Annotated in this window: 21 protein-coding genes; 10 read left to right on the top strand and 11 right to left on the bottom strand. The window is 60.4% G+C overall.

The features are described 5' to 3' along the window. Window positions 1-36 precede the first annotated feature (36 nt). From JJB09_RS09345 to JJB09_RS09320, 6 genes are all read left to right on the top strand, one after another. Entirely contained in the window at window positions 37-1,143 is a 1,107-nt protein-coding gene (locus JJB09_RS09345) for a TRAP transporter substrate-binding protein (RefSeq protein ID WP_201656532.1), read from the top strand. Between the two features lie 244 nt (window positions 1,144-1,387). After that, entirely contained in the window at window positions 1,388-1,609 is a 222-nt protein-coding gene (locus JJB09_RS09340) for an aa3-type cytochrome c oxidase subunit IV (protein ID WP_201656528.1), read from the top strand. A gap of 94 nt (window positions 1,610-1,703) precedes the next feature. Continuing rightward, the gene (locus tag JJB09_RS09335; protein WP_201656525.1) at window positions 1,704-2,864 is read left to right on the top strand and encodes a Re/Si-specific NAD(P)(+) transhydrogenase subunit alpha; all 1,161 of its coding nucleotides are present in this window, start codon (window positions 1,704-1,706) and stop codon (window positions 2,862-2,864) included. Between the two features lies 1 nt (window position 2,865). Continuing rightward, window positions 2,866-3,273, top strand: coding sequence for an NAD(P) transhydrogenase subunit alpha part 2 (locus JJB09_RS09330; RefSeq protein WP_201656522.1), 408 nt, complete (start codon window positions 2,866-2,868; stop codon window positions 3,271-3,273). Between the two features lie 11 nt (window positions 3,274-3,284). Continuing rightward, window positions 3,285-4,685, top strand: a complete 1,401-nt coding sequence (locus tag JJB09_RS09325) for an NAD(P)(+) transhydrogenase (Re/Si-specific) subunit beta (protein WP_201656519.1) — start codon at window positions 3,285-3,287, stop codon at window positions 4,683-4,685. Between the two features lie 194 nt (window positions 4,686-4,879). Further along, window positions 4,880-5,251 carry a glyoxalase/bleomycin resistance/dioxygenase family protein gene (locus tag JJB09_RS09320; RefSeq protein WP_201656516.1) on the top strand — a complete coding sequence of 124 codons (372 nt, stop codon included), beginning with the start codon at window positions 4,880-4,882 and terminating at the stop codon, window positions 5,249-5,251. A 100-nt stretch (window positions 5,252-5,351) separates the two neighbouring features. Here JJB09_RS09320 and JJB09_RS09315 read toward each other — a convergent pair whose 3' ends face one another. Both JJB09_RS09315 and rpsU read right to left on the bottom strand, forming a co-directional pair. Continuing rightward, the gene (locus JJB09_RS09315) at window positions 5,352-6,242 is read right to left on the bottom strand and encodes a tetratricopeptide repeat protein (RefSeq protein WP_201656513.1); all 891 of its coding nucleotides are present in this window, start codon (window positions 6,240-6,242) and stop codon (window positions 5,352-5,354) included. A gap of 113 nt (window positions 6,243-6,355) precedes the next feature. Continuing rightward, the gene (rpsU, locus tag JJB09_RS09310; protein WP_201656510.1) at window positions 6,356-6,595 is read right to left on the bottom strand and encodes a 30S ribosomal protein S21; all 240 of its coding nucleotides are present in this window, start codon (window positions 6,593-6,595) and stop codon (window positions 6,356-6,358) included. Between the two features lie 295 nt (window positions 6,596-6,890). Here rpsU and JJB09_RS09305 point away from each other — a divergent pair, with 295 nt between their 5' ends. The 4 genes from JJB09_RS09305 to JJB09_RS09290 are packed head-to-tail and all read left to right on the top strand — an operon-like array spanning window position 6,891 to window position 12,008. Further along, window positions 6,891-8,144, top strand: coding sequence for a sarcosine oxidase subunit beta (locus JJB09_RS09305; protein ID WP_201656507.1), 1,254 nt, complete (start codon window positions 6,891-6,893; stop codon window positions 8,142-8,144). A 12-nt stretch (window positions 8,145-8,156) separates the two neighbouring features. Next, a complete protein-coding gene (locus tag JJB09_RS09300; RefSeq protein WP_201656504.1) occupies window positions 8,157-8,477 on the top strand; it encodes a sarcosine oxidase subunit delta in 321 nt (106 codons plus the stop codon). Further along, the gene (locus JJB09_RS09295; protein ID WP_201656501.1) at window positions 8,474-11,470 is read left to right on the top strand and encodes a sarcosine oxidase subunit alpha; all 2,997 of its coding nucleotides are present in this window, start codon (window positions 8,474-8,476) and stop codon (window positions 11,468-11,470) included. The genes JJB09_RS09300 and JJB09_RS09295 overlap by 4 nt, the downstream gene beginning before the upstream one ends. After that, entirely contained in the window at window positions 11,463-12,008 is a 546-nt protein-coding gene (locus JJB09_RS09290; protein WP_201656498.1) for a sarcosine oxidase subunit gamma, read from the top strand. The genes JJB09_RS09295 and JJB09_RS09290 overlap by 8 nt, the downstream gene beginning before the upstream one ends. A gap of 6 nt (window positions 12,009-12,014) precedes the next feature. Here the strand turns inward: JJB09_RS09290 and JJB09_RS09285 are convergent, their stop codons facing one another. The 9 genes from JJB09_RS09285 to JJB09_RS09245 form a co-directional block, all read right to left on the bottom strand. After that, a complete protein-coding gene (locus tag JJB09_RS09285; protein WP_201656495.1) occupies window positions 12,015-13,067 on the bottom strand; it encodes a DUF2332 domain-containing protein in 1,053 nt (350 codons plus the stop codon). Window positions 13,068-13,112: 45 nt separating this feature from the next. Continuing rightward, the gene (glgX, locus tag JJB09_RS09280; protein ID WP_201656493.1) at window positions 13,113-15,059 is read right to left on the bottom strand and encodes a glycogen debranching protein GlgX; all 1,947 of its coding nucleotides are present in this window, start codon (window positions 15,057-15,059) and stop codon (window positions 13,113-13,115) included. Between the two features lie 33 nt (window positions 15,060-15,092). Then, on the bottom strand, window positions 15,093-15,311 hold the full coding sequence (locus JJB09_RS09275) for a DUF6500 family protein (protein ID WP_201656490.1): 219 nt from the start codon (window positions 15,309-15,311) through the stop codon (window positions 15,093-15,095). Further along, window positions 15,308-16,936: an alpha-D-glucose phosphate-specific phosphoglucomutase gene (locus JJB09_RS09270; protein ID WP_201656486.1), complete on the bottom strand. Its 1,629-nt coding sequence runs from the start codon at window positions 16,934-16,936 to the stop codon at window positions 15,308-15,310. Before JJB09_RS09270 ends, JJB09_RS09275 begins: the two co-directional genes overlap by 4 nt. Beyond that, complete coding sequence (gene glgA / locus JJB09_RS09265) at window positions 16,933-18,384, bottom strand: glycogen synthase GlgA (protein WP_201656483.1); 1,452 nt, start codon at window positions 18,382-18,384, stop codon at window positions 16,933-16,935. Before glgA ends, JJB09_RS09270 begins: the two co-directional genes overlap by 4 nt. 4 nt (window positions 18,385-18,388) lie before the next feature. Next, the gene (gene glgC, locus JJB09_RS09260; RefSeq protein WP_201656480.1) at window positions 18,389-19,648 is read right to left on the bottom strand and encodes a glucose-1-phosphate adenylyltransferase; all 1,260 of its coding nucleotides are present in this window, start codon (window positions 19,646-19,648) and stop codon (window positions 18,389-18,391) included. Window positions 19,649-19,673: 25 nt separating this feature from the next. Continuing rightward, window positions 19,674-21,929, bottom strand: a complete 2,256-nt coding sequence (gene glgB / locus JJB09_RS09255; protein ID WP_201656477.1) for a 1,4-alpha-glucan branching protein GlgB — start codon at window positions 21,927-21,929, stop codon at window positions 19,674-19,676. Between the two features lie 54 nt (window positions 21,930-21,983). Further along, entirely contained in the window at window positions 21,984-24,449 is a 2,466-nt protein-coding gene (locus tag JJB09_RS09250; RefSeq protein ID WP_201656474.1) for a glycogen/starch/alpha-glucan phosphorylase, read from the bottom strand. A 275-nt stretch (window positions 24,450-24,724) separates the two neighbouring features. Further along, window positions 24,725-25,894 (bottom strand): vWA domain-containing protein, encoded by a 1,170-nt coding sequence (locus tag JJB09_RS09245; protein WP_201656471.1) that lies wholly within the window; start codon window positions 25,892-25,894, stop codon window positions 24,725-24,727. Window positions 25,895-26,011 lie beyond the last annotated feature (117 nt).

Below are 26,011 nucleotides of genomic sequence, written 5' to 3'. Positions count from 1 at the left end.
CGGCTTGCCTGCAATTATTCAACCGGGAGGATATTTATGGATCGCCGCACATTCTTCAAGAAGGCTGGCACGGCCGCTGCTGGCGCTGCTGCCGCAACCACACTCGCCGCGCCCGCAATCGCGCAGGAAAACCCCAAGATCTCCTGGCGGATGACGTCGTCGTTCCCGAAGGGGCTGGACACGATCTACGGCGGTGGCGTCGACATAGCAGACCGGGTGCGCGCGGCCACCAACGGCAATTTTGACATTCAGGTTTTTGCCGCTGGCGAAATCGTGCCAGGGCTCGAAGCTGCCAATGCTGCCGGCGCCGGAACCGTGGAGATGGCGCATACCGTTCTCTATTATTATTACGGCAAGGAGCCGACCTACGCGCTCGGCGCGGCCATTCCATTCGGTCTCAATGCCCGGATGCAGAACGCCTGGTATTATGCCGGAAACGGCGGCACGCTGATGAACGAATTTCTGGCCACGGAAAATCTCTTCGGCATCCCGGCCGGAAACACCGGTGTGCAGATGGGCGGCTGGTTCCGCAAGGAGATTAATACCGTCGAGGACCTCAAGGGCCTGAAGATGCGCATCGGCGGTCTCGCGGGTGTCGTCATGCAAAAGCTCGGCGTTGTTCCCCAACAGCTGCCAGGTGGTGATATTTATCCGGCGCTCGAAAAAGGCACGATCGATGCAGCGGAATGGGTCGGGCCTTATGACGACAACAAGCTCGGGTTCAACAAGGTCGCCAAATACTACTACTATCCTGGCTTCTGGGAAGGCGGCCCGGTGGTGCATGCGGTGATCAATCTGAACAAGTGGAACGAGCTGCCGAAGAACTACCAGGCGATCCTGAACGATGCCTGCGCCGCCGCCAACTCCAACATGCTCGGCAAGTACGACGCCAAGAATGCGATCGCGCTCAAGGAACTGGTCGGAGGTGGGGCGGTGCTCAAGCCTTACAGCCAGGAAATTCTCAACGCCGCCTATGACGCGTCGCTTGCGACCTATGCCGAGCTGAAGAAAAAGAGCCCGCATTTCGCCAAGATCTATGACGATCAGCTGGCCTTCAAGAAGGACGCCTACCTCTGGGCACAGATCGGTGAATACACGTTCGATACCTTCATGATGATCCAGCAACGTTCCGGCAAAATCTGACGTCACTGGCAATCGCATTTGTTCTCAGGCTCCGGATCCGACAATCCGGAGCCTTTTTTGATGGGTTGTCGCATAAAATCGATTTGATGACGCATACTGCTAATTCACCGCATTGCGATTCATTCTTGCATTGTGTAAGGCCAGACATAAGGGGGCCGGCCTACGGCTTGGGAATCCTTATATGTGAATGCATACGATCTGGCGAAGTCCATAGCGACCGCCATCTTTGCCTTGGGAGACATTAATGGCTGAACATCATTCGGGACCGGTGGAATTGGGCGCTGCCATGGACTACGCCGAACATGAGAAAACCTACAAAGGCTTCCTCAATGCCGCGAAATACGGCTCGATGATCCTGGTAATTCTGCTGATCTGCATGGCGGTCGGCTTCTTTTCCAGCGCCGGTATGCTCTTCTCCACGTTGCTTTTCATCGTTCTTACCATCGTCGGTTTCTTCGTACTCTGACCTTGCATACATTTCGGTAGGTGCTGCTCGCGAGGCCATGGCTTTCGCGAGGGAGCCTTGTTGTGTCTAAATCATCGTGCGGGGGGAGATGTTTGTGACCGCTACTATATTTATTGCCAAGGAGATCGAAGGGGAGGAGCCGCGCGTTGCGGGTTCGCCCGATACGGTCAAGAAAATGAAGGGTCTGGGGCTCGACGTGATCGTCGAAGCCGGCGCCGGCACATTGTCGCGCATACCCGACAGCGAGTTCGAAAAGGCAGGCGCCCGGATCGGTTCGACAGCGGACGCTGCCGTTGCCGATGTGGTGCTGAAGGTTCGCCGTCCTACGGCCAAGGAGATCAAGGGCTACAAGTCCGGCGCGATCGTGATTGCGATCATGGATCCTTATGGCAACGAAAAAGAGATCGCCGCGATGGCCAAGGCCGGCCTGTCGAGCTTCGCGATGGAGTTGATGCCGCGCATCACCCGCGCGCAGTCGATGGACGTGCTGTCATCGCAGGCCAACCTGGCCGGCTACCAGGCCGTCATCGATGCGGCTTCGGAATACGATCGCGCCATCCCGATGATGATGACCGCCGCCGGAACCGTGCCGGCCGCCAAGGTCTTCGTCATGGGTGCAGGGGTTGCCGGTCTCCAGGCCATTGCCACCGCCCGTCGCCTCGGTGCGGTCGTTTCGGCCACCGACGTTCGTCCCGCGGCCAAGGAGCAGGTCGCCTCGCTCGGCGCCAAGTTCATCGCCGTTGAAGACGAAGAATTCAAGGCGGCCGAAACCGCTGCTGGCTATGCCAAGCCGATGTCGGAGGCCTACCAGGCCAAGCAGGCGGCTCTCGTCGCCGAACACATTGCCAAGCAGGACATCGTCATCACCACGGCGCTGATCCCGGGCAGGGCAGCGCCGCGTCTGGTGACGCGTGATATGCTGAAAGCAATGAAGCCGGGCTCCATTGCCGTCGATCTTGCAGTCGAGCGCGGTGGCAACATCGAAGGCGCTGTGGGCGGCCAGATCGCCGATGTCGAGGGCGTCAGGGTCATCGGTTATCTCAATGTGCCCGGTCGGGTCGCGGCCTCCGCGTCCCTTCTTTATGCCAAGAACCTGATGACTTTCCTTGAGACGATGATCTCCAAGGAAACCAAGGAACTGGCGCTCAAACTGGACGATGAACTGGTGAAAGCCACCATGCTGACGCATGGTAACGACGTCGTTCATCCAAATTTCGGTGCACAGCCGGATGCCGGCAGCAAGAAGGAGGGCTGAGATGGCCAGTGAAGCTTTGAACACTGCACTCGATAATCTCGACAAGGCCATTGGCGCGGTGCATGACGCAGTCGCCACCCAGCCTTCGATTGCCGATGCCGCGCATGCGCTGTCGGGCGGCGCAATCGATCCTTTCGTCTTTCGCCTGGCGATCTTCGTGCTGGCGATCTTCGTCGGCTATTATGTCGTCTGGGCGGTTACGCCTGCACTCCACACGCCGCTGATGGCCGTCACCAACGCGATTTCCTCGGTCATCGTCGTCGGCGCGCTGCTTGCGGTCGGCCTGTCGATGAGCGGCTGGGCGACCAGCTTCGGCTTCGTGGCGCTGATCCTTGCCTCCATCAATATCTTCGGTGGCTTCCTGGTGACCCAGCGAATGCTTGCCATGTACAAGAAAAAGTCGAAGTGAGGTCGCGCTAGATGTCAGTCAATATCGCAGCCTTCCTTTACCTCGTTTCCGGCGTGCTGTTCATCATGGCATTGTCGGGATTGTCCCACCCATCCACCAGCCGCAAGGGCAACATCTACGGCATGGTCGGCATGACAGTCGCCATTCTGACGACGCTGGCGCTCGCCAAGCCGTCGTTCGGTGGTCTTGCGCTGATCGTGCTCGGTCTCGCCATCGGCGGCGGCATCGGTGCCGTCATTGCGCGGCGCATTCCGATGACCTCGATGCCGCAGTTGGTCGCCGGCTTCCACTCGCTCGTCGGTCTCGCCGCCGTGCTGGTGGCTTCGGCCGCGCTTTATGCGCCGAATTCGTTCGGCATCGGTGAAATCGGCCAGATCCATGGTCAGGCGCTGGTCGAAATGGCGCTTGGCGTGGCAATCGGTGCCATCACGTTCACCGGCTCGATTATCGCCTTCCTGAAGCTGGACGGGCGCATGTCCGGCAAGCCGATCATGCTGCCCTTCCGCCACGTGCTTAACGCCGCGATCTTTGTTGCGATCGTCGTGCTGATCGGCGTGCTGGTCGCCACCGAAAGCTATACGGTGTTCTGGATCATCGTGCTCCTGTCGCTGGCCTTCGGCGTGCTGCTGATCGTGCCGATCGGCGGTGCCGACATGCCCGTCGTGGTTTCGATGCTGAACTCCTATTCGGGTTGGGCGGCAGCCGGCATCGGCTTTACGCTCGGCAACCTCGCGCTGATCATCACCGGCGCGCTGGTCGGCTCGTCGGGTGCCATCCTCAGCTACATCATGTGCAAGGGCATGAACCGGTCGTTCATCTCGGTCATTCTCGGCGGCTTCGGCAACGACGTCGCAGCATCTGCGGGTGAGGACAACTCGAACAAGACTGTCAAGCAGGGTTCCGCCGACGATGCGGCCTATCTGATGGCGAATGCCTCCAAGGTCATCATCGTGCCGGGCTACGGCATGGCGGTCGCCCAGGCCCAGCATGCGCTGCGCGAAATGGGCGACAAGCTCAAGGCTGCCGGTGTCGAGGTGAAGTATGCGATCCATCCCGTTGCGGGCCGCATGCCCGGCCACATGAACGTGCTGCTGGCCGAAGCCAACGTGCCATATGACGACGTGTTCGAACTCGAAGACATCAACTCCGATTTCGGCCAGGCCGATGTCGCTTATGTCATCGGCGCCAACGACGTCACCAACCCCGCGGCGCGCGACGACAAATCGTCACCGATCTACGGCATGCCGATCCTCGATGTCGACAAGGCCAAGACCTGCCTGTTCGTCAAGCGGTCGCTCGGTTCGGGTTATGCCGGCATCGACAACACGCTGTTCTACAAGGACGGCACGATGATGCTGCTCGGCGATGCCAAGAAGGTAACGGAAGACATCGTCAAGGCCATGAACCACTGAGCGATGCATGGCGCCGAAAATCTCGGCTCATCTATCCAGCTGGTCGCTTGAGACGATAGCGACCAGAATTGTCAGCCCCTCACGGCGCAGCTTGTGAGGGGCTTTTCTTTTTAGGGCTTTTTCAACGCCCGCTTGCCCGCCTCTCCTCGGGAACAAGGTGCACGGCTATCTCGCTTGAAGAATGGAGCCTGATTGTGTTCACGAGAAATCCTGTATCGGCGGTTCTGGTCCCCGTTCCGGATGTGAAGGCGGCTCTCGCCTGGTATCAGGCTGTATTTCCCGATGCGGTTGCGGAAGTCAGCCTGCCCTCGGGTTTTGAGTTTCTGCGAATCGGCGACGTGCAATTGGAGATCGTCCCGGCTGACGGGAAGGTGCAGAGCGGCTCAGCGGGAACCGTTGTCTATTGGTGGGTGGAGGACTTCAACGGGTCGCTCGCTCACATGCAGAGCGTCGGCGGCAGGCTTTACCGCGGGCCGATGGAAATCGACCAGGGCATCTGGATGTGCCAGGTCCGCGATCCCTGGGGCAACTGCATCGGTTTGCGAGGGCCGCGCGCAACAAGCTGATCAGAGACCGTCGGAAGAAACGGACACTCAATTGCGGCCAAGCAAAAGGGCGCGACGGAATTTCCAGCGCGCCCTTTTGCTGTTCAGATTTGGGAAGTGATCAGTTCGCCGCGACAGCACCACGCGTGCGCGCCACACCGTCCTTGGCCGGCTGGTACTTGGGATCGAGCGATAGCGCGTGGGAATACGACTTATATGCGCGCTTTAGATCGCCCTTCCGCTCATAGATCAGCGCCTGGTTTGCCCAGGACTCGGCAAGCTTGCCGTCAAGTTCGATGGCATGGTTGAAGTCGGCAAACGCATTGTCGTCATCGTTCATGGCGACGTAGGAAATGCCGCGACCGTTATAGGGTTCGGCGGAGTTCGGCGACAGCGAGATCGCCGTCGAGAAGTCCTCGATCGCCTTGGCGTGGTTGCCGCGCTTCTGGTAGATCAGGCCGCGATTGTGATAGGCGCGCGGATCTGTCGTATCCAGGCCGATCGCCTTGTTGTAGTCGTTCATCGCCTGATCGAGCTGGCCGGCCTGGCGGTAGACATTGCCGCGACCGATGAACGCCACGTCGTAGCGGGGGCTCAACTGCAAGGCCATGTTGTAGTCCTGCAGTGCCTGTTCTGGTTCGCCAAGATTGCGGTAGATCAGGCCACGATTCGCATAGGCCTGATAAAAGCGTGGATTGAGTTCCAAGGCGCGATTGAAATCGGCAAGCGCCCGCTTGAATTCACCTGCACGGCCGTAGGCGGAGCCACGGGTGTTGTAGCCTTCCGGATCAGAAGGATTGGAGTTGATCACCGCAGTCAGCGAGTCGATGTTTTCCTCGCTGCCCTGTTCCTTGTTGATCCGGATCGTGTCTGTTGTATCAGCGGTGCTGCAGGCTGCGAGCGCCGAACTCAGCGCCAGCAGGACAAGCCCCGTGCGCAGCGTGGATGCGGAAGGCGAAATGCGTTTTCCCAAACCGAATTGGACGGGGAAATCTGCAATTAACTTGGCCATCGTCAGTATTCTTCCCACAAACTGCGCCGGGCAGCTTAGTCAACAAAAAAGGCGGCGGCGATTCGTATCGCCCCCGCCACACAGACATGAGATTTCGTCAAGACGACGGCAGATCAGCGAGCAGCCGCTGCAGGGCGGCTGCCCGTGACGATGCCACCTTCGCGCTGAGCGCGCTTGCGTGCGAGCTTGCGGACGCGACGAACGGCTTCAGCCTTTTCGCGAGCGCGCTTCTGCGACGGCTTTTCGTAGTAGTCGCGCATCTTCATTTCACGGAAAATGCCTTCGCGCTGCATCTTTTTCTTAAGAGCGCGGAGCGCCTGATCAACATTGTTGTCGCGAACCAGTACCTGCACGTGAATCCCGTTCCTTATCTCGAGTTGATATTCCGGAACTATGCAGTTTCCGGAAGCAAGCCATAATTGTTCCGCAAGGCCTAAGGCCAAGCGATTGATGTTAGGCGATACCAGATTGATGATTCCGAGTCCAGACCCCCAATACAATTTGCTCATGTTCCGTCGCTGGCGGGCATGTCGCATTAGACGAGGCCGCGCCGTTGCGCGTCGCAAAAGAAACGTTGTCAGGGTGATATTTTTGCGATTTGCTTGAGCCAGCCTGAGGCGCTTGCCTCTCATCTGGAGATTAATGCGGATGCGCAAATATTCGGTTTTCGCCGTCGCCCGGGAAGCCCTGAGGGGTCATACCGGATGGGAAAAGCAATGGACCTCGCCGGAGCCGCGCAAGGAATACGATGTCATCATCATCGGCGCCGGCGGACATGGGCTGGGCACTGCCTATTATCTGGCCAAGGAATACGGCATCACCAATGTGGCGGTTATCGAACGCGGCTGGCTCGGCGGCGGCAACACCGGCCGTAACACCACCATTATCCGGTCGAATTATCTCTATGACGAGAGCGCCGCGCTTTATAATCACGCATTGAAGCTGTGGGACAACCTTTCGCAGGACATGAACTACAACGTCATGTATTCGCCGCGCGGCGTCATGATGCTGGCCCACAACATCCACGACGAGCAGGTCTTCAAGCGCCACATTCATTCGAATCGCCTGAATGGCGTGGACAATGAATGGCTGACGCCGGAGCAGGCCAAGGACTATTGCCCGCCGCTCAACATTTCCAAGGGCGCGCGCTACCCGGTCATCGGGGCTGCGCTGCAGCGCAAGGGCGGCACGGCGCGCCATGACGCCGTTGCCTGGGGATATGCCCGCGGCGCATCCGCCCGCGGCGTTCACATCATCCAGAATTGCGAAGTGACGGGAATCACCCGTGGCCCGGATGGCCGGGTGACGGGCGTGGAAACCACGAAGGGCTCCATCGGGGCCAAGAAAGTCGGCGTGGTGGCCGCAGGCCATACCTCGGTGGTGATGCAAATGGCGGGCCTCAAGCTGCCGCTGGTGTCCTATCCGCTGCAGGCGCTGGTTTCCGAACCGATCAAGCCGATCTTCCCCTGCGTGGTGATGTCCAACACGGTGCACGCCTATATCTCGCAGTCTGACAAGGGCGAGCTGGTCATTGGCGCCGGCACCGACCAGTATGCGTCCTATTCGCAGACCGGCGGCCTGCACATCATCAATCACACGCTGGATGCAATTTGCGAAATGTTCCCGATATTCACTCGCATGAAAATGATGCGCAGCTGGGGCGGTATCGTTGACGTCACGCCCGACCGTTCGCCGATCATTGCCAAGACGCCGGTTCCGGGCCTTTTCGTCAATTGCGGCTGGGGTACCGGCGGGTTCAAGGCGACTCCCGGCTCGGCCCACGTCTTTGCCCACACCATCGCACGCGACGAGCCACATCCGATCAACGCACCGTTCACGCTGGAGCGTTTCCGCAACGGCCGGCTGATCGACGAGGCGGCCGCTGCCGCCGTCGCGCACTGAGAGGGTGTTCCAATGCTTTTGATTAACTGCCCCTATTGCAACGAAGAGCGTCCCGAAGTCGAGTTCCGCAATGGCGACGAGGCCCACATCGTGCGTCCTGGAAACATCACGGAAATATCGGATGCCGAGTTCGAGAACTACTTCTTCCTGCGCGACAACCCCAAGGGAATCGTCTTCGAACGCTGGCGGCACATTTCGGGCTGCGGAAAGTTCTTCCGGGCCGTGCGCCACACTGTGACCGATAAATTCGTGATGACCTACCGGCAGGACGAGCCCAAGCCGGAACAGGATGTCATCGACGCCAAGCTTGCCGGCAATGGAGGCCAGAAATGAGCGGAGCCAACCGTATCGCCGGCAAGGGTCGTCTGACGCCCGCCAAGACCGCGCGTTTCTCTTATGACGGACGCACGTTGACGGCGCTCGAGGGCGATAGCGTCGCTTCGGCGCTGCTTGCCAACGGCATTCATCTTGCCGCCCGCTCGTTCAAGTATCATCGCCCGCGCGGCATCCTGACATCAGGCCCAGAAGAACCCAACGCGCTGTTCGACATTTCCCGCGATGCCGGTCGGTCCACGCCCAATGTCCGTGGGCCGATGCAGGAAGTCTACGACGGGCTGATCGTCAAGTCGCAGAACCGCTGGCCGTCGCTGGCCTTCGATATCGGCGGCGTCAACAACCTGTTCTCGCCGTTCTTCGCGGCCGGATTCTACTACAAGACATTCATGTGGCCGAAGGCTGCATGGCACAAGATCTATGAACCGCGCATCCGCGCAGCCGCCGGCCTCGGTGTGGCGCCGAAGGAGGCCGATCCCGACCATTACGCCAACCGTTTTGCGCATTGCGACGTCTTGGTCGCAGGCGGAGGTGCTGCCGGCATCGCGGCGGCCCTTGCCGCGGCGGAAACTGGTGCTTCGGTGATCATCGCCGATGAACGCGCCGAATTCGGCGGCGCGCTGTACTTCGATAACGGCGTAACGATCGATGGCCAGGAAGGCTTTGCCTGGGCGCAGGCGATGACCGCCAGACTTGCCGCCATGCCCAATGTCCGGGTTCTGCCGCGCACCACGGTGTTCGGTTACTACGCCCAGAACTTCATCGGACTGGTCGAACGGGTCACCGATCACGTCGCCAACCCCGACCGGCATGCGCCTCGCGAACGGCTCTGGCAGGTCCGTGCCAAGCGCGTCATCCTCGCAACGGGTGCGATCGAGCGGCACATGGTGTTCGACGGCAACGACCGGCCGGGCATCATGCTGGCTTCCGCAGCCCGCACCTATCTCAACCATTACGGCGTGGCCGTCGGTGCCAAGGTCGGTGTCTACACCGCCCACGATTCCGCCTATGAGGCCGCTTTCGACCTCAAGGCGGCCGGCGTGCAGATTCCCGCAATCGTCGATGCCAGAGACAAGCCCGGCGAAGCGGTTCTGGCCAAGGCGCGCTCGCTCGGTATCAACGTGATGACCGGCCATGCCGTCGTCTCAACCGGCGGCAAGCTGCGGATATCCTCGATGAAGGTTGCCCGGAAGGGCATGCGGAGCGGTGAGAAGATTGTCGTCGACGCATTGATCGTTTCCTCCGGTTGGACACCGTCGGTGCATCTGTTCTCGCAGTCGCGCGGCAAGCTGTCTTTCGATGTGGAAAACCAGCGCTTCCTGCCGGGCACCTATGCCCAGGATTGCCTGTCGGTCGGCGCCTGCAACGGCACCAATTCGATTGCGGCAACCATCGAGGAAGCGCTTGGCGCGGGCGAGCTGATGGCGCGTGCGGCGGGTGCCGAAGGAGCCTCGGCACTTTCCATCAACGCCACGCAGGCCTTTGAATGGACCGGCGGCATGGCCGGAGCAGGCGAGGGCGCAGGCCCTGAAAGCACCTCTGCCAAGGCATTCGTGGATTTCCAGCACGACGTTTGCGCCAAGGACATCCGTCTTGCCGTCCAGGAAGGCATGCATTCCATCGAGCACATTAAGCGCTTTACCACCAACGGCATGGCCACCGACCAGGGCAAGCTTTCCAACGTCCACGGCCTGGCAATCGCCGCCGAGGCGCTCGGCAAGGCGATCCCGGAAGTGGGGCTGACCACATTCCGTGCGCCATATACGCCGGTGACGTTCGGTGCGATCGTCAACCACGCGCGCGGCCCGCTCTTCGATCCGGCGAGGAAGACGCCGATGCACCAATGGTCGGAAGATCATGGCGCGATGTTTGAGGATGTCGGCATCTGGAAGCGCGCCTGGTTCTATCCGAAGCCGGGCGAGGACATGCATCAGGCCGTCAACCGCGAGTGCAAGACCGTCCGGACCGTCGCTGGCGTGTTCGACGCGTCGACACTCGGCAAGATCGAGGTCGTCGGTCCCGATGCCGCCACCTTCATGAACCTGCTCTACACCAACAGCTGGGATACGCTGAAGCCGGGCCGCTGCCGTTACGGCATCATGCTGCGCGAAGATGGTTTCGTCTATGACGACGGCGTGGTCGGGCGGCTGGCGGAAGATCGCTTCCACGTTACCACCACCACTGGCGGCGCGCCGCGGGTGATGCACCACATGGAAGACTATCTGCAGACGGAATTCCCGCATCTCAAGGTGTGGCTCACCTCCACCACCGAGCAGTGGGCCGTCATCGCCGTGCAGGGCCCGAAGGCGCGCGAGATCATCGAGCCGCTGGTGGAGGGCATCGACATGTCGCCTGAAGCCTTCCCGCATATGAGCGTCGCCGAAGGCAAGATCGCCGGTGTGCCGACGCGTCTCTTCCGCATGACGTTTGCCGGTGAACTCGGCTACGAAGTCAACGTGCCGGCTGATTACGGCCAGGCTGTATGGGAAGCGATCTGGGCGCGTGCCGAGCCGATGGGCGCCTGCGCCTACGGTACGGAAGCGATGCACGTGCTGCGCGCCGAGAAGGGCTATATCATCGTCGGTCTGGACACCGATGGCACGGTGACGCCCGACGATGCCGGTCTCGGCTGGGCTGTCGGCAAGAAGAAGGCTGACTTTGTTGGCATTCGCGGTCTGAAGCGTCCCGACCTCGTCGCCGAGGGGCGCAAGCAGCTTGTCGGCCTGAGGACCAAGGATCCGAAGGACGTGCTGGAGGAGGGGGCGCAGATCGTCGACAACCCCAACCAGCCGATCCCGATGAAGATGCTCGGCCACGTGACGTCGTCGTACTGGTCGGAAAACTGCGGTCACTCGATTGCCATGGCGCTGGTCGCCGGCGGCAAGTCGAAGATGGGCCAGACGCTCTACGTGCCGATGGCAGACCGGGTTATTGCAGTCGAAGTCTGCGATGCCGTGTTCTATGACAAGGATGGAGGCCGGATCAATGGCTGACGCAATGCGCAAACCTGCTCTCGCTTCGCCCCATGGCGGTTCGGCCACCGTTCGCTTGACATTGGCGCCTGCCGCCGCACGCGCCTCGCTGCGTGCCGCGCCCGAAGATGTTGCAGCTCTGTCATCGGCACTCGGTGTGACGCTGCCGCAGAAGCCGAAGACCTCGGCCAGCGGCAACGATCGCCATGCGCTCTGGCTCGGTCCGGACGAGTGGCTGCTGATCGGTCCTGACGGTACGGATTTCGTCGGCCTTGCCGCAAAGTCCGGCGTGCTGCATTCGGCAGTGGACATTTCCCACCGCAATATCGGCATCGTCGTATCCGGTCCGGGTGCTGCGACGGCCGTCAGTTCGGCCTGCCCGCAGGATCTGTCGCCGTCGGTTTTCCCCGTCGGCGCCTGCTCGCGCACGGTGTTCGGCAAGATGGAAATCGTTCTCTACCGGCCGGAAGAAGACACTTACAGGGTGGAATGCTGGCGGTCGTTTGCGGACTACTGCTTCGGCATGCTGTCGGAAGGTGCGGCTGACGCGGATCTCTGATTTGCGTCAGGTTGCCCAGCCCTTCCACCTGACCCATCGGCCGTGAAAGTCGGCGCGGCCGATCTCTTGCTTCTCACCGGATGGCCAGACCTGCAGGCTGAGTGCTGCGCCTTCGTGGCCGTCATCGGCTTCGAGCGACAGCCGGCCGAGTGGCGCATCGATGGTGGCGCGGGCGCCCGCGTCTGCTATCAGTGCCTCGCCTCTGTTCTGGGAGGATTTGGGCAGATATTGCCACGCGATGGTATGGAAGATCACATGGACCTGTCCCGGGAAGGGACGGTCCAAGCGCTCCGCAAGCCAATCGATTGCATCCGCCTTTTGGACACGCAGATTGTGCGACGCTGCAAGCTGTAGCGCTGAACGGGTGCGCGCCAGTCGATCCGCCTGGTCGGCCCAGATGTAGGAGAGCATGCGCAGGCAATGTTCGGGATTTGACGCATCTATGGGGTTCAGGTCGCACCCCGCCCGTTCCGCGACCCATGTATCGCCTTCCGGCGTCCGGGTGCCGTGCCAGTCTGGTTCGATGGATACCGCCGAAGACGGATCACCCCATTGGCGTCCATCCAGCCGGTAGCGATACCGGTCCCATTGCAGGTTCAGGCCCGCGCTTGCTCCGATTTCGGAGAGAACCAGTGGTTTTCCGAACAGGTTGGCGACGCTCAGGAAACCGGGCAGCAATGCGCCCGAACGCCGGACCTCGTTGGTCTGCGGCGCGGATTTCAGGCGTTCGAGAATGAAACCTTCATGCGAGATGCAGGCTGCAGCGACAGCCTGCCAAAGGGCATCGCCATCGGCCAAACAGGGTGGATAGGCGGCGGTGAGGGCCGCATCCTTTCCCTCCAGGACGAGTGCGTGAAGGCAGCCTGCGGCACGAAGCGGCACCGAATCTGCCTTGGGCGAAGGGTCGCCCGGCCAGTTCAGAATGCGATCGGCAACGGCCGTTCCCGGCTTCAGGCGTCGCGCAAACAGGCGGCTTAGCTGCGCAGTGAAGGGCGAGCCGAGAGCCTCGCAAGCCTGTGCCTGTTGGATGAAGGCCTGCCGGACGGTATCTGGGGACATTGGATTGATGTTCCGCAATGAGATCGGCGTTGAGCGCAACCAATTCTAGATGATATCTTCTACAAAAACACTGACGGATCGCGCAGGAAGACTCATCTCACTGCCCAGCAGGATCTTCCAGTCCGACGTATTGCCGGGCAAATGAAGGTCCAGCTCAATGGTTGTTCTATTGTAGGCGACCGCAACCCGCGCCGGCCTGCCAGTCTGCCGATCCAGCGTTTCGAGCAGCATCACCAACGCACTGCCGGCCGGGTTCTCCCAGTCGCTCACCTGCATCGGTTGACCATCCGGTGTCAGCCATCGGACGTCGCCGTCGGTCAGAAAGGCGGTTTCGGAAAAAGCCGTAAATCGCTGCCGTATGGCCGATAGCTGCGTTGTATGGGCCAGCAACTCCTCATCGATATGGGGCCAGTCGATCCATGTCAGCGCGTTGTCCTGCGCATAGGCATTGTTGTTGCCTCGCTGACTGCGGCCCATCTCGTCGCCGGCCATCAGCATGATGGTGCCGCGGCTTGAAAACAGGGTGGAGAGCAGCGCGCGTACATCGCCCTCACGGGCGTTGAGGACAGCAAGATCCTCGCATTGCCCCTCGACACCATTGTTCCAGGAATAGTTTTCGTTGTGGCCGTCGCGGTTGTGTTCGCCGTTCAATTCGTTGTGCTTGTTCTCGTAGGAGACCAGATCCATCACCGAAAAGCCGTCATGGGCGGCGATGAAGTTAACTGTCCTTGTAGAACTCGCTCCATTGCGCCCAAAGATCGGCGATGAGCCGGAAAGGGCGGTGGCGAGATCGCCGATCTTGCGGCCATCGCCGCGCCAGAACATCCTGAAGTTATCGCGTGCGCGGTCGTTCCATTCGAGAAACGCAGGCGGAAAGTTACCGAGCTGGTAGCCGCCGGGGCCGATATCCCAGGGCTCGGCAATCAGGATTCGGTCAGCCAGAACAGGGTCGCCGTGGATTGCCTTGAGTAGCGCTGCATCTGGGTTGAAGCCGTTTTGATCGCGGCCCATGATCGGGGCGAGGTCGAAACGGAAGCCGTCGACGCCGGCAGTCCGTACAAAATGTCGGAGCGAAGCGAGTACGAGATCGTGGACGATCGGCGCGTCGCAGGCGAGCGTGTTGCCGCAGCCGGTGTCGTTGACCAGCAGCCCAGGATGACCCTCCGGAAATCTGTAGTAGGCGAGGCTGTCGAGGCCGCGCATCGAAACGGTCGGGCCGAGCTGGTCGCTTTCGGCGGTATGGTTGAAGACCAGATCGAGAATGACGCCGATGCCCTCGGCATGCAGCGCTGCTACACTCTCCGCGAGTTCCCGGACACCGCCGGGGCAAAGGCGCGGGTCGAGCGCCATCAGGGCGATCGGATTGTAACCCCAGCTGTTCTTCAGTCCGAGCGGCGGCAGGTGCCGTTCATCCATCCAGGCGGTGATCGGCATCAGTTCGATGGCGCTGACACCGATCTTCTTCAGATGGGCGATTATGGCGGGATGCGCGAGCGCCTTGACCGTTCCGCGCTCCACTTCAGGAATATCCGGATGCAGCATGGTCAGTGCGCGTACATTGACTTCGTAGATCAAGCCGCCTGGGGAAAAGTGGGACGCCTGTCGCACGGCATCAGGATATTCACCGACGATCGCCCGTGGTACGAGCCCAGCCGTATCTTTGCTATACGCGGAGAGTGACGGATCATAGGCAAACGGGCGGTCGAGTTCGATCGCGTAGGGATCGACCAGCAGCTTTGACGGGTCGAACCAGAGGCCGCGATCGGGCTCGTATTGGCCATTGGCACGATAGCCATAACGCGTACCGGCGTGTGCGCCTTCCAAGGTCGCGCTCCAGATGTCGCCTTCGTTCCTTTTCATTGGCAGGCGGCAGAGTTCTTGGTTGCCATTGTCGCCGAAGATGCAGAGATCGATGGCGCTCGCGCCGGCCGAATAGACGCTAAAATCGACACCCTTAGCGGAGAGGGCAGCGCCGAGTTTCGTGTGGGACATAGGTGAAAGCCTTTGGTCGGAACTGGACGGGGCCTACGACATCGCCTGAACCATGGATTTTATCTTCTCGGCCTTCTCGAAGTGATCCAGCCGATGTGTGCGTATCCACCATTCGGCGGCTTCCATCAGAAGCTCGGGATCGTCGTTCCTGTTTGCGAAAAATGCATAAAATGACAAGCCGACATTCGGCCCCTTCTCGGATATCTTGCGATCGCAAACGGCAATGATCTTGTGGCGTAGCGATGCCCTCACGTAATCACGCTCGGCTTGAGCCGTCCGGTCCGCTTGGTGATCTCGGCGATTTCGTCTGCCACCGCGATCAGGTCTGCAAGGGCCTCCTGCGTATCGAGGTCGTGACGCGATGCATCCGGTTCGTAGCGCTCGATATAGACGCGCAGCGTCGCACCTGACGTGCCGGTGCCCGAAAGACGGAAGACGACACGGCTGCCGCCTTCGAACAGGATGCGGATGCCCTGGTTCTTCGAGACGGAATGATCCACCGGGTCGATATAGGCGAAGTCGTCGGCCGTTTGGACAACCAGTTCGCCGAACTTCTTGCCGGGCAGGGTGGCGAGCTGGTCGCGGAGATTGTCCACCAGCCCGTTGGCGGCGTCGCTGTCGACCTCCTCGTAGTCGTGGCGCGAATAGTAGTTGCGGCCGAACGCCGCCCAATGCTTAGTGACGATGTCCTTGACGCTCTCGTTGCGCACCGCAAGGATGTTGAGCCAGAGCAGCACGGCCCAGAGGCCATCCTTCTCGCGCACGTGGCTGGAGCCGGTGCCTGCACTTTCCTCACCGCAGATCGTGACCATGCCGGCATCGAGAAGGTTGCCGAAGAACTTCCAGCCGGTCGGCGTCTCGTACATGCCGATGCCGAGCTTTTCGGCGACGCGATCGGCCGCGCCAGAGGTCGGCATGGAGCGGGCGATACCCGCAAGACCCGCGGCGTAGCCGGGCGCCAGATGTGCATTGGCCGCCAGCATTGCCACGCTGTCGGAAGGCGTGACGAAGATGCCTTTGCCGATGATCAGGTTGCGGTCGCCGTCGCCATCCGAGGCGGCGCCGAAGTCCGGCGCATCCGGGCCCATCATTTCGTCATAGAGCGCCCTGGCGTGCACCAGGTTCGGGTCGGGGTGGTGACCGCCGAAGTCGGGCAGTGGCATGAAGTTCTTCACCGAGCCCTTCGCGGCGCCCAGCCGGTTCTCGAGAATTTCCTTGGCATAGGGGCCTGTCACCGCGCTCATGGCGTCGAAGGCGACCCGGAAGCCGGACTGGATCATTGTCTTGATTGCCGGAAAATCGAACAGCGTCTCCATCAGGGCCGCATAATCCTCGACCGGATCGACGACCGCGACCTCCATTTCGTCAACATGCTTGATGCCCGGCACATCAAGGCTGATATCCGGATCGTCGCAGATCCGATAGCTGTCAATCACCTTGGTACGGGCATAGATGGCGTCGGTGATCTTCTCCGAGGCCGGTCCGCCATTTGATGCATTGTACTTGATGCCGAAATCTTCGGTTGGGCCGCCCGGGTTGTGCGACGCCGAGAGGATGATGCCGCCGAACGCGCCATACTTGCGGATAAGATTGGAGGCTGCCGGCGTGGACAGAATGCCGCCGCGGCCGACCATCACCTTGCCGAAGCCATTGGCCGCTGCCATTTTGATGGCGATCTGGATGACCTCACGGTTGTAGTAACGGCCGTCCCCGCCGATCACCAGGATCTTGTTGTCGAAACCCTCAAGCGAATCAAAGATCGACTGGATGAAGTTCTCCGCATAGTTCTTCTGCTGGAACTGCGGCACCTTCTTGCGCAGGCCCGATGTGCCGGGCTTCTGGTCGGGATAGGGCGTGGTCGGAACGATCTTGATCATGGCTTGTGCACCTTCGTGAGAAGTGTCTTGTAGAGATCGGCATATTGGCGGGCGCTTGATGCCCAGGACACATCAGCCTTCATCGCAGCCTTTTGCATACCAGTCCATGTCTTCGGTTCGGCAAACAGCCGGAATGTCCGGCGCAAAGCGCCGATCAGCCCCTCTGCGGTCACCGGGGTGAATTCGACACCGGTGGCGGCTTTGGCCGATATCGCCGCACCATTGGCGTCGATGATGGTGTCCGCAAGGCCGCCCGTATGGCCGACGACAGGGATGCAACCGTAACGAAGCCCGTAGAGCTGGGTGAGGCCGCAGGGCTCGAAGCGTGATGGGATGAGAATGGCGTCGGAGCCAGCCTGCATCAGATGCGACAGCGGTTCGTCATAGCCGAAGATCACCGATATGCGGCCGGGATGGTGTGCGGCGGCATCCTTGAGCGCGGCCTCGAGTGCGGGATCCCCCGAACCCAGGATTGCCAGGCTGCCGCCGTTCTCGACAATGAAATCCGCGGCAGCGACAATCAGATCGATGCCCTTCTGCCAAGTCAGGCGCGAAATCACGCAAAAAACCGGCCCGCTGCCGGGAGTAAGCCCGAAGCGGGAACAGAGCGCCTTGCGGTTATCGGCTCGCTTCTTCAGCGATGAAGCATCATAGGTTTGGGTAATGTGTTTGTCGGTGGCGGGATTCCATACATCGTCATCTATGCCGTTGACGATGCCGACAAGGTCTTCGACCCGCTCGGCCACCAGGCCCTGCAGGCCCATGCCGAATTGCGGCTCGAGGATCTCTGAAGCGTAGGTCGGACTGACCGTGGTCAGCGCCCAGGCGGTGCGCATACCCCCCTTGAGAAAGCCGACATCACCGTAATACTCGACCCCGGCAACATCGAACGCGTCTTCCGGCAGCGAGAGCTCCGGAAAAATCGCCGGCGAGAACTGGCCCTGGAAGGCGATGTTGTGGATGGTGATCACCGACGGAATGTGCGCGCCGCGTGGGCTGTATTTCAGATAGACAGGTGTCAGCGCCGCCTGCCAGTCATGCACATGCACGAGGTCCGGTGACCAGTTCGGGTCCAGTTCGTTGGCGAGTTCGGCGCCCGCAAGCGACAGGGCTGCAAACCGTCGCCAGTTGTCGTCGTGATCCAGGCCGGTCACGTCAGTGTAAGGGCCGCCCTCGCGATCGAAGTAGAAGGGCGCATCGAGAATGTAGAGTTCGAGGTCGGCATGCTTGACGAACAGGATGCTTGCCGGCTCCCCGAGAAGGGCAGGCAGATCGGCGATCTTTCGCGGATTGGTCAGTTTCGCCATCACCGAGGGGTAGCCCGGCAGCAGGGTGCGCACCGTGATACCCAGGGGAGCAAGCGCAAGCGGAAGAGCGCCCGCGACATCCGCGAGCCCCCCGGTCTTGACCAGCGGGAAAAGCTCCGAGGCGACAGACAGGATTTTCATGCGACTATCCCAGCTTGTCGACCATCGCCTGGGTAATCAGGCAGATGCCCGATTCCGTGCGGCGGAAGCGCTTGGCATCAGATTCCGGATCCTCGCCGACGACCAGGCCCGCCGGGATATTGACGCCCCGATCGATCACGACATTCTTCAGCCGCGCACCACGATTGACGATCACTTCCGGCAGGGCCACGGCATGGTCGAGTTGCGAATAGGAATTCACCCGGCAACCCGTAAACAGCAGCGTCCGGTTGATCGATGCGCCGGACACGATGCAATTGCCTGAAATCAGCGACGACACCGCCGAGCCGCGGCGCCCTTCCATGTCATGGACGAATTTCGCCGGCGGAGTGATTTCGGAATAGGTCCAGATCGGCCAGTTGCTGTCGTAGAGGTCGAGCTCCGGCACCACGTCGGTCAGGTCGATATTGGCCTGCCAGTAGGCATCCACGGTGCCGACATCGCGCCAGTAGGCCTGCTTTTCAAGTTCGGCACGCACGCAGGACTCGGCGAAACGATGCGCCACCGCTTTGCCGTTCTTGACGATGTAGGGGATCAGGTCCTTGCCGAAGTCACGCGAGGAATTGGGGTCGTTCGCATCGCGTTTCAGCAGGTCGATCAGGAACTTCGTGTGGAACACGTAGATGCCCATCGAGGCGAGCGCCATGTCCTCGTTGCCGGGGATGCCGGGAGGGTCGGCAGGCTTTTCGATGAAGTCGATAATGACATCCTTGTTATCGACGTGCATGACCCCGAAGCCGGTCGCCTCCATTCGGGGTACCTCCAGGCAGCCGATGGTCACGTCGGCGCCGGAGTCCACATGCTGGCGCAGCATCAACTCGTAGTCCATCTTGTAGATATGGTCGCCCGCGAGGATGACCATGTATTCGGGATTGTGCGGCTCGATGATGTCGATGTTCTGGTAGACGGCATCGGCCGTGCCTTCGTACCACTGGGTTTCCGACACGCGCTGGGATGCAGGCAGGATATCGAAACTCTCGTTTCGTTCGGGGCGGAAGAAGTCCCAGCCGCGCTGCAGGTGGCGGATCAGTGAGTGGGCCTTGTACTGGGTGGCAACCCCGATGCGGCGGATGCCCGAATTGAGCGCGTTGGAGAGGGCAAAGTCGATGATACGTGTCTTGCCACCGAAATACACGGCGGGCTTGGCACGCCGGTCCGTCAGTTCCTTGAGGCGGCTTCCCCGGCCACCGGCGAGAACATAGGCCATAGCATCGCGGGCGAGCGGCTGAACTCTTTTATCTATCATGTCTTTGTCCTCCCTATTGCTTTTATCAGTCTGCCAGTTCCAGCCATATGGTTGCAAGTGGCGGCAGGACGCAACGCGCCACGATCCGCCCGTCGTCCTCCCTGCTGGCCTGTACCGCCCCGGAATTGCCTTTGCCTGAGCCGCCGTAGGTGGCAGCATCGGTGTTGAGTATCTCCCGCCACGTGCCCTCAGCCGTCAGCGGCACGCCATAATTCTCACGCACGATCGGGGTGAAGTTGGAGATGACCGCGATCGGCCTTTCGCCCGGCGCCTTGCGGATCCAGGCATAGACAGAGTTTTCGTGGTCGTCGGCGATCCTCCATTCGAAACCTTCGCCTTCGCAGTCACGTGCATGCAATGCCGGTTTGGTGCGGTAAAGGTGATTGAGGTCCTTCACCAGCCGGCGCATGCCGTCGTGATTGGGGAAATCGAGCAGGTTCCAGTCAAGCGAGCGGGCTTCTGACCATTCGTTCCACTGGGCGAATTCCTGTCCCATGAACAGCAGCTTCTTACCGGGATAGCCCCACATGAAGCCGTAATAGGCACGCAGGTTGGCGAATTTCTGCCATTCGTCGCCGGCCATCTTGGCGATCAGCGAACCCTTGCCGTGGACGACTTCGTCATGGGAAAGCGGCAGGACGAAATTCTCGGAGAAGGCATAGAGCAGGCCGAAGGTCAGTTCGTTGTGGTGGTGCTTGCGATGGATCGGGTCACGCGCCAGATATTGCAGCGTGTCATGCATGAACCCCATGTTCCATTTGAAGCCGAAGCCCAGTCCACCGTCATGAACGGGGGCCGACACCTTCGGCCAGGACGTCGATTCCTCGGCGATCGTCAGGATGCCGGGATGCGAGCCGTAGAGATGGCGGTTCATGTCCTTGAGGAATTCGACGGCTTCGAGGTTTTCGCGCCCGCCATACTTGTTGGGAACCCATTCGCCTTCCTTGCGGGAGTAATCGAGATAGAGCATCGACGCCACGGCATCGACGCGTAGGCCATCGGCGTGGAATTTCTCAGCCCAGTAAAGTGCCGAATTGATGATGAAGCTGACGACCTCGTTGCGACCGAAATTGTAGATCGCGGTGTTCCAGTCAGGATGAAAACCCTGGCGTGGGTCCTCATGTTCGTAAAGCGCAGTGCCGTCGAAATGCCTGAGACCGTGCTGGTCGGTGGGAAAATGCGCAGGCACCCAGTCGAGCAGCACGCTGATGCCGGCCTTGTGGGCGCCGTTGACGAAGCGCGCAAAGCCTTCGGGTTCTCCGAAGCGCGCCGAGGGGGAGAAAAGGCCGGTAGTCTGATAGCCCCAGGATGGATCGTAGGGGTGTTCGGTTATCGGCATGAACTCGATATGGGTGAAGCCCATGTCGGCGCAATAGGGGATCAGCCTCTCGCCCATCTCATCCCAACTCAGCATGCTGCCATCAGCGTTGCGCTGCCAGGAACCGGGATGCACCTCGTAGATCGAAATAGGCTGGCGGCGCGCGTCGACCGACGACCACCAGTCGCGGTGAGCCTTGTCTTCCCAGTCCTGATGCATTTCCGCCGTTGTCATCGAGGCGGTATGCGGACGCAGTTCGGAGCGCCGTGCGAACGGATCGGCCTTTAGTGGCAACAGCTTGCCGTCGCGTGCGAGGATTTCGTATTTGTAGGTCTCGCCGGCAGCGATCCCGGGAATGAATATTTCCCAGACGCCGGTGTCGCTTCTCAGCCGCATCACATGCCGGCGGCCGTCCCAGTCGTTGAAGCTGCCGACCACGGACACGCGCGCCGCATTCGGCGCCCAGACGGCGAAATGAAACCCGTCGGCCCCCTGGTGATGAATGGGATGCGCCCCCATCTTGTCGAACAGCCGGAGATGCGACCCCTGGCGCAGGTAGTAGTCGTCCATCGGCCCGAGGACAGGCCCGAAACCGTAAGCATCGACGACATCCCATTCGCCATCGTCGTTGCGGGCGTGATAGCGCAGCGGCTGACGGGACTTGATTGCCACCAGCCCCTCAAAAAAACCGGCTTCGTCGCGGCGAGGGACCGGCCCGGCATTTTCGCCTGTCAGTGTATAGGCGGTAACCTCGTCTGCGCCCGGGATGAAGGTGCGGGCGACGAATTCCTTGCCGAATTCGTGCACGCCCAGCACCGCAAACGGGTTGGCGTGCACGCCGGCGACAATGGCCGCCACTTCCTCGTTGAAGATGCGAAAGTCGTTCGCGGCCCCGGGCTTGAGTGCTTTGTGCCCATCTTCCGCCGGGTTGGCGGTGGATTTACCAGGCTTGGCATCCTTCATTTCATTTCCCCCCAAACCGAACTGTCTTGCGCTTCTGGACTTGTCTGGCCGGCCCTAGCCAGCCTTCCAAATTTCCTTTGCATACTGGCGGATCGTCCGATCCGAGGAGAACCAGCCCATGCGGGCGGTGTTGCGGATCGCCTTGGCGAACCAGCTCTTCTCGTCGGTCCAGGTCTGGTCAATTGCGCGCTGGGCGGCCGCATAGGCATCGAAGTCACCTGCGACCATGAACCAGTCATGCTGGTAGAGCCCGTCGACGAGGCTGGAGAAGCGGTTTGGATCGTCCGGGGAGAAAACGCCTGAACCGATGGCGTGCAGTGCCTGGGCGAGTTCACGCGAGCCTTCGATGATGGCACGTGGGTTGTGTCCGTCGAGCCGTGCCTGGGCGACTTCCTCGGCATTCATGCCGAAAATCTGGATGTTCTCGGCGCCGACCCAGTCGCGCATCTCCACGTTGGCACCGTCCAGCGTGCCGATGGTCAATGCGCCGTTGAGCGCGAACTTCATGTTGCCGGTGCCCGATGCTTCCATGCCAGCGGTCGATATCTGTTCCGACAGGTCGGCGGCCGGGACAAGCATCTCGGCGAGCGAGACATTGTAGTTCGGAACGAACACGACCTTCAGCAGGCCGCGCACAGCCGGATCGGAATTGATGGTGCGGGCAACGTCGTTGGCGAGTTTGATGATCAGCTTGGCATTGTGGTAGCTCGGCGCCGCTTTGCCGGCGAAGATCTTAACGCGCGGTACCCAGTCCAGTTCCGGATGTGATCGTATCTGGTCATAGAGAGAAACCGCCTCGATGATGTTCAACAGCTGGCGCTTGTATTCGTGAATGCGCTTCACATGGATATCGAACATCGCCGATGGATCGAGCTTGAGCCCCATGCGGCTCTGAATGAGTTGGGCGAGCCTGATCTTGTTTTCGCGTTTCACTGCCGCGAATTTCTTCTGGAATTCGGCATTCTCGGCGTAGTCGTTGAGGCTCTGCAATGCTTCGGTCTCATCGAGGAACTTGTCGCCGATGGTTTCTCGGAGCAGGCTGGTAAGGCCGGGATTGCACTGGTTGAGCCAGCGGCGCGGCGTGATGCCGTTGGTCTTGTTGTTGATCCGGTCCGGATAAAGCTTGTGCAGGTCGGCAAATACCGTCTCCTTCATCAGCTCCGTATGCAGGGCAGAGACGCCGTTGATAGAATGCGATCCCATGAAGGCGAGATTGCCCATGCGAACCCGGCGGTTTCCGCTCTCATCGATCAGCGAAATGGCGCGGATCTGCTGGTCGGTGAAGTTCTTCTCCTTGCGAGCCTCCAGCAGAATCTTGGCGTTGATGCCGTAGATGATCTGCATGTGCCGCGGCAGAAGACGCTCGAACAGCGGCACAGGCCAGGTTTCCAGCGCTTCGGGCAGCAGCGTATGGTTGGTGTAGGAAATGGTGTTGCGGGTGATTTCCCAGGCCGCGTTGAACTCGAAGCCGTGCACGTCGCAGAGCAGCCGCATCAATTCGGCGACCGCGACGGCGGGATGGGTGTCGTTCAGCTGGATGGCAACCTTGTCGGCAAGATTGTCAAATGTGTTGTACTGTTGGCGATGCCGACGAAGAATGTCCTGCAGCGATGCCGAGGAGAAGAAGAACTCCTGGCGGAGGCGCAATTCCTGGCCGGCGGGCGTAGCGTCGGCGGGATAGAGGACCCGTGCAAGGCTTTCGGCCTTGTTGCTCTCCCTGAGCGCGCCGATATGGTCGCCGGCATTGAATGCATCGAGCAGGATGGGGTCGATCGGCTGGGCGGTCCAGAGCCGCAGCGTGTTGACGCGCTTGCCGCGCCAACCGACGATCGGCGTGTCGTAGGCTCCCGCAATGACTCGCTCGGCGGGCTTCCAGACGAAACGGGCGTCGCCATCCGGCGATATGATCGATTCCACCGTTCCGCCAAAGCCGATTTCATAAGCGCTTTCGCGTCGCTCGAACTCCCAGGGATTGCCGTGCGCCAGCCAGGTTTCCGGCAATTCCACCTGCCAGCCGTCGGCGATCTGCTGGCGAAACAGGCCATGCACATAGCGGATGCCGTATCCATAGGCAGGGATATCGGTGGTGGCCATCGATTCCATGAAACAGGCCGCCAGACGTCCCAGGCCGCCATTGCCGAGGGCAGCATCAGGCTCGAGCGCCGCGACCACGTCGATATCCACGCCAAGCGTCTTTAGGGCCTCGCGAATCTCCTCCATCAATCCAAGATTCGACAGTGCATCACGCGTTAGCCGGCCGATCAGAAATTCGAGCGAAAGGTAATAGACCCGTTTGCCGCCGGTTTCATAAGTCTTGCGGGTCGACTCCATCCAGCGGTCGATGATTCTGTCGCGCACGACGAGAATGGTGGCCGTCAACCAGTCGTGCGGCTTTGCGACCTTTGCATCCTTGCCGATGCGATACGTCAGGCGTTCGATGATGTCGGCCGCGAGAGTAACAGGGTCGTTGGATCGCAACGGCGGGTAAGAGATTTCAGACGGCTCGGATAAATTTTTCATAGGCGGCTCAATCACTTCCGTTATTGTTACCGGTGCCGTGTGGGAGGTCAAGGCATCGCAGCATCAGCCGAGATTTGCACCGTTCAAATATACATGCAACGGTTTATTCGCGTTGCGGCATAAAAAGCCCAGACGCTGAAAGCAAAGAGACTGTCGGGGCTAAATAGAGACAACTCCGTTGTTCGGGTGAGGCCTTGCGCCATCGGACAAACGAAAAAAGAGCGCCGGCAATTGATGCCGGCGCTGCAAGTTGGGCAGTAAGGGGACGTATTGGGCTACTGAGTGAGGCGGGTGGCGGTCTCCGTCGCGCGCTCGCCGATATATTCGAACGCTGCATTGAGATCGTCGGCGTCTTCAGCGGCGAAGTAGTGGGCAGTTGAGGTCGCGCAGTAGTTCAACAAAGCCTGCCCGCGGGACGGTGCCATGAAAGCGACCGAATAAACCTCGATGCCGGCGGTTCTCGCCTTGTCGCACCATTGCTTGGTTGCCGTGTCGGCAGAGGTGTAGTTGTTGTCGCCGTCAGTCATGAAGACGATGTATTTGGAAGGAACCTGGCCATTCTTGTCGTGATGGGCAGTATCCTCAGTGGCGGCTGAAAGGGCAAGATAGGCAGTCTTGAACGCTAGGCTCGAGTCGGTGCCACCGGTCGCCGTCAGCTTGCTGATGTAGGTGGACACGTTGGAAACGCCCCAACTGACGGCCTGGGCCGGCTGCATTTCGGCGTTGTAGGAGACCGCTCCGGTACGCACGAGCGTGGTCGCCGGATCCGAGGCCTTGAGATGGCTCATCAGGTTGGTGGCGGCCATCCGAAGCGCGGTGATCTTGTCGTAATAGGTGTAGCAAGTGTAGGTCTTGCGTCCGTAGCGGCAGGTGTAGCTGCCCGAGACCGTTTCGGTGTATTCGGACATCGAGCCGGAGCGGTCAAGCACGAGATACATCGACAACGCGTTCTTGGACTCGGTGGTCGACTCGGTAGAACTGGTGACAGTCAGCCGCCCCCCCTCTTTGCCGAGGAAGGCCGAAAGGGCGGTGTACTGTACGTCGTAGCAGGTCGTTACCTTGACGTTGTACTTCTTCGCGCTGCCCACTGTGGACAGATCGTGAACGTCGACTTTGGTGCAATCGCCGAAATTGAACGGTGTCTCGAGTTCCTCGGGGCTGTCGATCTGATTGGACATCTGGCCGCTGACGAAGTCGGCGGCGAGCTTTTGCGCTTGCGCCGGGGTGATGCCCTTGTTGGCCAGAGCCGAGGCTGCCGCGAGCGCCGCAGAATCCGCCGCGTTTTGCAAGGCGGCCTTCGAGGCGATCATCTTGGATGCATCCAGCGCAAGCCCGGCGGCGCCAAGGCCGACAGGCAGGATCAGTGCAGCCATGACTGAAAAATTACCGTTCTTGTTTTTGATGAAACGTCGCAGGACTGCAAGCGAAGGAGTAAATGATCGCATGGGGCGCTTCTCAACGGTTTGGGGTTACCTTTGAACGAGAAGTTAACAGCGATGTGTTTTGTTACCGTTGCGGAATTTGTTAACATTTGAACAAAAAATGTGACCAAATGCTCGAAA

Origin of the sequence: Phytoamicus setariae (assembly GCF_016722925.1) — a bacterium.
Taxonomy (GTDB): domain Bacteria; phylum Pseudomonadota; class Alphaproteobacteria; order Rhizobiales; family Rhizobiaceae; genus Rhizobium_E; species Rhizobium_E setariae.
Note: the sequence above shows the minus strand (reverse complement) of the source record. Positions and strands in the feature narration are given on the sequence as shown.

What these genes read in the sequence shown, in the direction of transcription:
- JJB09_RS09345 (WP_201656532.1), top strand. Translation starts at nt 37, where the DNA reads ATGGATCGCCGCACATTCTTCAAGAAGGCTGGCACGGCCGCTGCTGGC.
- JJB09_RS09340 (WP_201656528.1), top strand. Translation starts at nt 1,388, where the DNA reads ATGGCTGAACATCATTCGGGACCGGTGGAATTGGGCGCTGCCATGGAC.
- JJB09_RS09330 (WP_201656522.1), top strand. Translation starts at nt 2,866, where the DNA reads ATGGCCAGTGAAGCTTTGAACACTGCACTCGATAATCTCGACAAGGCC.
- JJB09_RS09325 (WP_201656519.1), top strand. Translation starts at nt 3,285, where the DNA reads ATGTCAGTCAATATCGCAGCCTTCCTTTACCTCGTTTCCGGCGTGCTG.
- JJB09_RS09315 (WP_201656513.1), bottom strand. Translation starts at nt 6,242, where the DNA reads ATGGCCAAGTTAATTGCAGATTTCCCCGTCCAATTCGGTTTGGGAAAA.
- JJB09_RS09305 (WP_201656507.1), top strand. Translation starts at nt 6,891, where the DNA reads ATGCGCAAATATTCGGTTTTCGCCGTCGCCCGGGAAGCCCTGAGGGGT.
- JJB09_RS09300 (WP_201656504.1), top strand. Translation starts at nt 8,157, where the DNA reads ATGCTTTTGATTAACTGCCCCTATTGCAACGAAGAGCGTCCCGAAGTC.
- JJB09_RS09295 (WP_201656501.1), top strand. Translation starts at nt 8,474, where the DNA reads ATGAGCGGAGCCAACCGTATCGCCGGCAAGGGTCGTCTGACGCCCGCC.
- JJB09_RS09290 (WP_201656498.1), top strand. Translation starts at nt 11,463, where the DNA reads ATGGCTGACGCAATGCGCAAACCTGCTCTCGCTTCGCCCCATGGCGGT.
- JJB09_RS09285 (WP_201656495.1), bottom strand. Translation starts at nt 13,067, where the DNA reads ATGTCCCCAGATACCGTCCGGCAGGCCTTCATCCAACAGGCACAGGCT.
- glgX (WP_201656493.1), bottom strand. Translation starts at nt 15,059, where the DNA reads ATGTCCCACACGAAACTCGGCGCTGCCCTCTCCGCTAAGGGTGTCGAT.
- JJB09_RS09270 (WP_201656486.1), bottom strand. Translation starts at nt 16,936, where the DNA reads ATGATCAAGATCGTTCCGACCACGCCCTATCCCGACCAGAAGCCCGGC.
- glgA (WP_201656483.1), bottom strand. Translation starts at nt 18,384, where the DNA reads ATGAAAATCCTGTCTGTCGCCTCGGAGCTTTTCCCGCTGGTCAAGACC.
- glgC (WP_201656480.1), bottom strand. Translation starts at nt 19,648, where the DNA reads ATGATAGATAAAAGAGTTCAGCCGCTCGCCCGCGATGCTATGGCCTAT.
- glgB (WP_201656477.1), bottom strand. Translation starts at nt 21,929, where the DNA reads ATGAAGGATGCCAAGCCTGGTAAATCCACCGCCAACCCGGCGGAAGAT.
- JJB09_RS09250 (WP_201656474.1), bottom strand. Translation starts at nt 24,449, where the DNA reads ATGAAAAATTTATCCGAGCCGTCTGAAATCTCTTACCCGCCGTTGCGA.
- JJB09_RS09245 (WP_201656471.1), bottom strand. Translation starts at nt 25,894, where the DNA reads ATGCGATCATTTACTCCTTCGCTTGCAGTCCTGCGACGTTTCATCAAA.